Raw genomic sequence first — 1043 nt, 5'->3', positions numbered from 1 at the left:
AGTTCGGCATGCATGGTCGCGCTGATCAATCCCTGACGTTGACTTAACGGTACGACCCGGCCGAGATGCCATGTCCGGCTGGCGCGCGCTCTGTGCGAGTCGCCGGCACCATCAGGAGACACAGCCGCCGCAAGTCGACCCCTGAAAAGCCAACGGGCCCCCCGTCGCCAAACGAGGAGCCCGTCGAAAATCTAAGTGGCCTGTGGGGGCCGGTTTCCAATCCCCACAAGCCACGAGACGCCCCCAGGCGTCAAGCGGGAACGCCAATTCCCGCGACGATGAGGCTTTGCCTTGTGGACCGGACGCCTCTGCGGCGGCCCGGAACGACCTGTTGCGGCCCTTTCACGGGGCCGAGGACCATGTTTGCCGACGAGTTGAGGCGTGCCATCGAGGCCGCGACCCGAATCACCCTGCCCCAAGTGACGGCGCTGCTGTGGCGCGCCTACGGGGACGGGAAGGTCACGGAGGCCGAGGCCGAAGCGCTGTCCGGGTTGATCGAGGCGCGGACACTTCTCCCCCGATCCGGGGGAAATTCCCGCTCCCGTATTTTCGGGAGCTCGCCCGAACCGGCGAGCGCTGCTTATTCGGAAAGCTCCGAAAAACCCCATAGCAGCCCCAGGAGGCCCGGCGTTGGCTCCCGGCCACGTACAGGCGCCTCGATGGAGCGCCGCCGCCGCTGGGCCGCCTCTGGCCGTATGCCGCTCGGTCTCGCCGCCAAGTTCACCCACGCCGAGCAAGGCGTGCTCGCCCTCGTCGCCGCCGAGACCGCGCGCCGGGGCGACTGCCGGCTGGCCGTGGGCCACGTTGCGGCGATCGTGGGCGTGTCCGAGACCACCGTGCGCAATGCTATCCGCGAGGCGCGCAAGCTCGGGCTGGTCACGGTCGAGGAGCGCCCCGTCACGGGGTTTCGCAACCTGCCGAACATCGTCCGCATCGTCTCGGCCGAGTGGACCGCTTGGCTGCGCCTGGCCCGGAAGGGATCCATTCCTCAGGGGGGTGGGTGCAAATCCCCGCAGCGCACGCCTACTGAAGTTCAAGACCTG

At 68.2% G+C, this 1043-nt stretch carries 1 protein-coding gene; it reads left to right on the top strand.

Annotated elements, in window-relative coordinates:
• Nucleotides 1–359: 359 nt before the first annotated feature.
• On the top strand, nt 360–1043 hold a 684-nt coding region (locus MKL09_RS16440; protein WP_244021830.1), incomplete at its 3' end, for a helix-turn-helix domain-containing protein.

Origin of the sequence: Methylobacterium sp. J-048, from assembly GCF_022829515.1 — a bacterium.
Taxonomy (GTDB): domain Bacteria; phylum Pseudomonadota; class Alphaproteobacteria; order Rhizobiales; family Beijerinckiaceae; genus Methylobacterium.
This window is presented reverse-complemented; position numbering and strand designations above follow the sequence as displayed.